We start from the raw sequence: 7360 nt of genomic DNA on the forward strand, positions 1-7360 counted from the left end.
ACAGGATGCCTTCCTGCAGCGGCGCCAGCGGATAAATGTCCTGCACGTTGGCCACCCCGCCCGGCACCCCGCCAACCACCCGGTCAATCTCCTCCTGCGTCAACGTCACCAGCGGCAGCATCGCGGGTGAAATTGCTTTGCAATCTTCGGGAAGGCGATATTCTTTTACTTCCACCGCATCGCTTCCCTTCCCTGCCGCTTCGGCAAGCGCGGCCAGCGTGGGGAAGGTGAACAGCATGCGTACATCCGCATGCAGATCCAGCGGCCGCATGCGCTCGATCAGGCGCACGGCGAGAAGCGAGTGGCCGCCGAGCCGGAAGAAGTCGTCATGACGACCGACCGCTTCGACCTGAAGCAAATCCTGCCAGAGCGCGGCCAACCGTGTCTCGATCCCTTCATGCGGGGCCTCGTATGCGCACACCGCCAGGGCCTCGCGGTCGGGTTCCGGCAACGCCTGCCGGTCCAGCTTGCCATTTGCTGAAACCGGGAAGGCATCGAGCGCCATGAAGGCGGTCGGGATCATCTGTTCAGGCAAGGCCGCGGCCAGGTGCAGATGAAGTGCGTATGGATCGACCTGTTGCTGCGGATCGACGACCGTGTAGTAGGCGAGCAGCCTGGCCTCGCCCAGGGGCGTCTGCCTCGCCACCACGACCGCGTCACGAATCGCGGGATGCAATGCAAGCCGCGATTCAATTTCACCGAGTTCGATACGCACGCCGCGGATCTTGATCTGAAAATCGTTCCGGCCGAGATATTCGATATCGCCGTTGGGAAGAAAACGCCCCAGGTCGCCGGTCTTGTACATGCGCCCACCAGGTGCATCCGCAAAAGGATCCGGTACGAAACGGGAGGCTGTGAGTTCTGGCCGATTGAGGTAGCCGCGCGCCACCTGGATGCCTCCGATGTGGATCTCGCCGGCGACGCCTTGCGGCACCGGTTGTCCGCAGGCATCCAGGAGATAGATACGGTTGTTGGGGGCCGGGCGGCCGATCGGGATGTTGTCCGGCAGCGCATTGCCTGCACACTCCCAGGCCGTCACTTCGATCGCGGCTTCCGTCGGACCGTACAGGTTGTGCAATCGCACTTGCGGCAAAAACGCCTTGAATCGTCGCGCCAGCGCACCGGACAAGGTTTCCCCGCTGCACACCACATGTCTCAGGCTGCTGCAGCCAGAGGCTTCCGCCTGGTCGAGAAAGGCGGGCAGCATGGAGGGCACGAAATGCATGACGCTGACCTGTTCCTGCGCCACCACACGCGCAAGATAGGCTGGATCCTTGTGTCCTCCGGCCTGTGCCATGACGAGACGTGCCCCCTGAGTCAGCGGCCAGAAGAATTCCCAGACCGATACGTCAAAAGTAAACGGCGTCTTCTGCAAGACCGTATCGCCGGCGCCGATGGGGTTCGCCTGCTGCATCCAGGTGAGGCGGTTCACTACGGCACCGTGTTCGTTAATGACACCCTTTGGCTCGCCGGTCGAGCCCGAGGTGTAGATCACATAGGCAGCACAGCTTCCCGGCGCGTTCGCGTCGACCGGATCGAGATCGCCGTCCGCCTCTTCGCGCCAGGCTGGGAAATCAGGTTCCACGCTAATCAGCGGTATGCCCGATTCCTCCAGAACCCGAACCGTGTCCGTCCCTGTTGAGCGGTCGACCAGCGTGGCCAGCGGAGCACTATCCCGCACCAGCGCGGCGATGCGTTCCGCAGGCCATTCAGGATTGAGCGGCAGATAAGCTCCTCCGGCCTTCAGGATGCCCAGCATGCCGGTCACCATCGCAACTCCGCGTTCCATGCAGACGACAACCCGCGCATCGCGCTTTACGCCGAGCTTGCGCAGGTGACGCGCCAGGCGATTCGCCCGACTGTTGAGTTCTCCGTAACTTAATGCCTCATTTTCATGCTTGAGCGCGACTGCATCGGGGTTATGCGCGACCTGTCTTTCAAAAAGCTGGTGGATGCCCAGGTTGAGCTCGTAGTCCACCCGGGTAGCATTCCACGAAAACAGCAGGCGCTCGCGTTCGAGCGCGTCCAGGATGGGCAGTTGCGCCACCTGCAGCTGCTCGCTTTGCACAAATGCCTCCAGGAGACGGCGGAAATAGGCAAGGTGACGTTCCACGGTGGCGCGGTCGAACAATGCGCTTGCGTATTCCATGACGCCCGCAATACGTCCATCCGCTTCACCGAGGTTCAGCGTCAGGTCGAATTTTGTCAGCTCCAGTCCGCTTTCGATCGGTGCGCAAGTCAGGCCTGGCAGCTCAAGCACGTCGTCTTCATTGTTCTGCCACACGAACATTACCTGGAACAAGGGGCTGTGGGCCATGCTGCGCGGCGGGTTAACGATTTCAACCACTTGTTCGAACGGCAAGTCCTGGTGCTGTTGCGCCTCGAGCGCAAGCTCCTTGACCGAGCGCAACAAAGTGTCGACCGTCGGTGCCTCCGACAAATCGACGCGTAACGCCACGGTGTTGACGAAGAATCCGATCAAGGGTTCGACCTCGGTGCGCATGCGATTTGCAACGGGGGTGCCGACCATCACTTCGGCCTGGCCAGAAAGACGACCGAGCAAGGCCGCCCATGCGGCAAGCAAGGTCATGAACAGGGTCGTCCCATGACGCTGGCTCAACGCAGACAGCGCTTGCGAAAGCGTGTCGTCGAGCTCAAAGCCGACCGAGGCGCCCGCATGATCTTGCTGTGCCGGACGCGGACGATCAGTGGGCAACTGCAACAGGGCCGGTGCGCCCGACAGCTTGTTTCGCCAGTACGCCGCTTGTGCCTGCAGCGCCTCTCCGCTCAGCCAGCGTCGCTGCCAGGTGGCATAGTCGGGATACTGGATTGCCAACGGTGGCAAGGGATCCGTACCGCCTTCGACAAACGCGCGATAGAGCTCGCCCAGCTCACGCTTGAAAACGCCAAGCGACCAACCGTCATACACAATGTGGTGTACGGTCACGAGCAGCACGTGCCGTTCCGCTGCTAGCCGAACCAGGCGGCCGCGCACCAGGGGGCCGGCATCCAGGTCGAAGGGTGCTGCGGATTCCGTTTCCAGCAGGCGTTGCAGCGCCTGCTGCTGATCGACGTCGTTCTGCAAATCTTCGTGCCCCAACCGGAAGCCGGTATCGGCAGGGTCAACCGCTTGCACTGGCAGCTCGCCGCGCAACTCGAAGCGGGTGCGCAACGCTTCGTGCCGCGCCACGATACGGTCCAGCGCCCACTGCAACGCCTGCACATCTAGCTTGCCTTCTAGTAGCAGCGCGAACGGCATGTGATAAGCCTGGCTCATGCCTTCCATCTGCGCGAGGAACCAGAGGCGCGACTGCCCGTACGACAAAGCCAGCGGCTCGTCGCGGCTGGCCGGTGTGACCGGTGGCAGCTCGCTCCGTGCGGCCTGTTTCACGAACTCGGCAAAGTTCTTTAATACCGGGTGGTTGAACAGGCTGACCACGCTGATTTCAACACCGATACGGCGGCGCAGCCGCGAAGCAACCTTCACCGCAAGCAGGGAATGTCCGCCCAGATCGAAGAAATGATCGTCTCGCCCGACCCGTTCAAGCTGCAGCACTTCGCCCCACACCTGCGCCAGCACGGCCTCCACATCATCGCGCGGACCTTCGTATCCGCGCACCGCAATCGCATAGGATTCGGGCGCCTGCAGCGCCTTGCGATCGAACTTGCCGTTGGGCGTTTGCGGCAGAGCCGGCATCGCAACACAGGCGGCAGGCAGCATGTAGTCCGGCAGCGATTGCTGAAGATGTAAGCGCAGCGCTTCCGCATCAATTACCTCCTGCGTTACGTAGTAGGCGACCAGCCGCCTGTCGCCCGGATGGTCCTCGCGCGCGACCACGACGGCCTGAGTGACATCCGGATGACTGAGCAGCGCAGCTTCGATTTCTCCTGGTTCGATACGGTAACCGCGCAGCTTGACCTGCTGGTCGTTACGGCCCCTGAACTCGATGTTCCCATCCGGCAGGTAGCGCCCCAGGTCACCGCTGCGGTACATCCGCGCCCCCGGCACGGCACTGAAAGGATCGGGAACGAAGCGCTCCGCCGTTAATGCAGGACGATTCCAGTAACCGCGCGCAACACCGGCACCCCCGATATGTATTTCGCCCACCGCGCCGATCGGCACCGGCAAGCCGCGCCGGTCCAGGATGTAGATGCGCGCATTATCGATCGGACGGCCGATAGGAACCACTTGCGGCACGCTGCCTTCCGAAGCGCACCAAGTGATGGAGTCCACCGTTGCTTCGGTAGGACCGTAGAGATTGACGAAGGCATGCCGCGCGCATCTGCGCGCTTGGGATGCCAATTCAGCGTCCAGCGGCTCGCCGCCACTGAAGAGGAAATTACACAAGGGACCGCTTCCTTCGTGTTCCAGCATCACCAGGCGCAGCAGGCTAGGCACGAACTGGGCGACTGTCACTTGCCTGTCGACGATAGTGCGTACAATGCCAGCCGCGTCGCGGTCCAGCGTGGGTGGCAGCAACACCAGGCGCGCGCCAATGGCCAATGGCGTCCACAACTCCCACACGGAAGCATCGAAGGAAATCGAGGTTCGTTGCAGTACCGCGTCGTTTTCGGAAAAGCCGAAACTTCCGACCTGCCACGCGATATGGTTCGCCAGCGAGTGGTGTTCAACCATGACGCCCTTCGGTGAGCCGGTGGAACCTGAAGTGTAGATGACATAAGCAAGGTGTGCCGAAGTCGTGCCGACAAGCGTGGCTTCCGGGTCCGTGTCGGGCTGGCGCGCCCAGCGTGCCGCGCTTGTATGCAGGTCCACCACCGCGGCCGAGGTACGCAGCGGCGCTAGGCCGTCGGTCAATACGACAGCGGGAGCACAGTCGTCGATCATGAGCGCCAGGCGCTCTGCAGGGTAGGCCGGATCGAGCGGAACGTAGGCGCCGCCCGCTTTGAGCACGGCCAGCATGCCGATCACCATGTCCAGGCTGCGCTCCACGCATACGGCGACGCGGGCATCGGGATGGACGCCCAGGCCGCGCAGATGATGCGCCAACTGGTTTGCGCGGCGGTTTAATTCGCCGTAGGAAAGCGTGGCGTCGTCATGCACAACCGCTATCGCCTCCGGCCTCCGCCGCGCCTGCTCTTCAATTAATGCGTGGATGCACACCTCGCTGCGATGTGCAGCCGATGTAGCGTTCCATTCGACGAGAAGCTGCCGGCGTTCGTCCTCTGGAAGAATGTCCAGTCCATGCAGCGGCGCAGCCGGCGTGCGCTCGAGAGCCTGTACCAGCGCCGCCAGCGCCGTCTCTGTGTAACGGCAGATGCGCTTCGGATCGAACGGCGATTGAACCTGGGCGTGCAGCGAAAAGCCTGTACCTAGGTCGTCCACGTTTAGGTTAAACGGATAGTTGGTGCGGTCGGTTCCTCCCAGCATCTCTACGCCGGCCCATACATCGGGTCCTGCACCACGAGCCTGTTCCCTACCCGGGCTGTGTCGGAAGTTCAGGAAGGCGGTAAACAATGGCTTTGGCGCTTCCACGCCGCTGCAACGCTGAGCCAGCGTAAGCGATGCGTGCTCGTGGCGCATCAGGCGGGTCAGCAGATCGTGGGTGACGCGCACGCCTTCAAGCACCCCGCCTTCGCCGACACGTAAGCGGATCGGCAGCGTGTTGATGAACATGCCGACCGCGCGTTCGGCGTAAGCGGCTGCCTGCATGCGTCCAAACAGGACGGTGCCGAACACGACATCCTCGCGCCCGGACAGCTTGGCAAGCACGAGCGCCCACGCAAGGTGAAACAGAGTGGCCGGTCCGACCCCAGTCAGGCGCGCCTGCCGGCGCAGGCGTTCGCCCAATTCGGCATCGAATTCATGCCAGCATTCGGTGGTATAAGAACCATCCCCCTGTACATTGGAAAGCCCCAGCGGGATGGTCGCTTCGTCCACGTCGCCAAGCATGTCGCGAAAGAAGGCCTCGTGCTCCTCGCGGCTCACGCCCATGCGCGTATGTGCAACAAAATCGCGGAAAGGCAATGGCCGCGGCAGCGATGACGCTTCGCCGAGCAGATGTGCCCGGATCTCGTCCTTCATGACTTCCAGCGTCGTATGGTCGCCGGCCAGGTGATGGTTCAGGAACAACAATATCCAACGGCTTCGGGCGCGATCCTCGGCTATGCAAAAGCGCATCAGCGGCGCCTGACGCACATCGATGCGGAAGTGCGCGGGATCGAAGCGGGACTGCAACTGGCTCAGCACGTCGCCCAAAGCCGGATCGGGGTCGAACTCTTCGACCACCAATGTCGCCTTCCGCCATACCACTTGCACCGGCTCCGGCAAACCGTCCCACAACACCGCGGTTCGAAGGATATCGTGGCGATCGACGACGACCTGCGTTGCACGCACGAAAGCATCAAGCCGCTCGCGGCTGTCGAATGCATACGCGTTGTGAAGCAGATACGGATCACCTTCGTCCGTCATCAGATGATGAAACAGGATGCCTTCCTGCAGCGGCGCGAGCGGATAAATATCCTGCACGTTCGAGACGCCGCCCGGAACTGTGCTAACAATGCGTTCGATATCCTGTGCGGTGAGCGCTATCAGCGGCACCATGTCAGGCGTAATCAGTTGGCAACCGTCGGGAATCAGGCTTGCGCCGCCGGTGGGCTGGCCAGAACCGGCATAGGCACCGGACCGCACATGCTCGATCAGGCCGCTTTTGTTCGCGCGCAGGACAGCCCGAAGTGCCGGATCGTCGAGCACCCCTTCTTCACCGCGCACGACCAGTTCGCTGCCTTTCAGCGACAGGGTGACCCCTTTTTCATTCAGTTCGGTCAGCAACTCGGTCAGGCTCATAGTACGAATTCCTTTACTTTCTTTGTCGCAGCCGCCAGCTCTGCCACAGTCGGGGTCATGAATAGCACGCGCACATCGACTTCAAGATCTTCGCGCTGCATCCGTTCGATCATGCTCAGCGCCAGAAGGGAATGTCCGCCAAGTTCGAAGAAATGGTCGTTGCGTCCGACCTTGTCCAGCTTGAGCAGATCTGCCCAGATTCCAGCGATGGCATGCTCGACGTCGCCAACCGGCGCGTGATAGGCGCGCATGGAGTACGCATCGGCATCCGGCCGTGGCAGCGCGGCACGATCGATCTTTCCGTTGGCCGTAAGCGGGAACGCGTCGAGCCGAATGTAGGCGGCCGGCACCATGTAGTCGGGCAGGAAGGCAAGCAGGTGCGCGCGCAACGCCTGCGCCGAAATCTCCTGCACCCCGTCCGCTGCAATGTAGTAGGCCAGCAGCGCTTCCGTACCGCCCGCGTCCGGCACCACCAGCACTTCGCGCAGCCCCGGATGGCGCGCCAGTGACGCTTCGATTTCCCCCAGCTCGATGCGCAAGCCGCGTATCTTCACC

Annotated in this window: 2 protein-coding genes; both read right to left on the bottom strand. The window is 62.3% G+C overall.

The window, feature by feature from the left end:
* A partial coding sequence (locus tag ACFQUU_RS28860) for an amino acid adenylation domain-containing protein (RefSeq protein WP_382252042.1) occupies nt 1-6805 on the bottom strand: 6805 nt, incomplete at its 3' end.
* Nucleotides 6802-7360 (bottom strand): phosphopantetheine-binding protein (locus ACFQUU_RS28865; RefSeq protein ID WP_382252043.1); only part of this gene is annotated, 559 nt, incomplete at its 5' end. The genes ACFQUU_RS28865 and ACFQUU_RS28860, both read right to left, overlap by 4 nt.

This window comes from Herbaspirillum sp. GCM10030257, from assembly GCF_042666555.1.
In the GTDB taxonomy this organism is placed as follows: Bacteria; Pseudomonadota; Gammaproteobacteria; order Burkholderiales; family Burkholderiaceae_D; genus Noviherbaspirillum.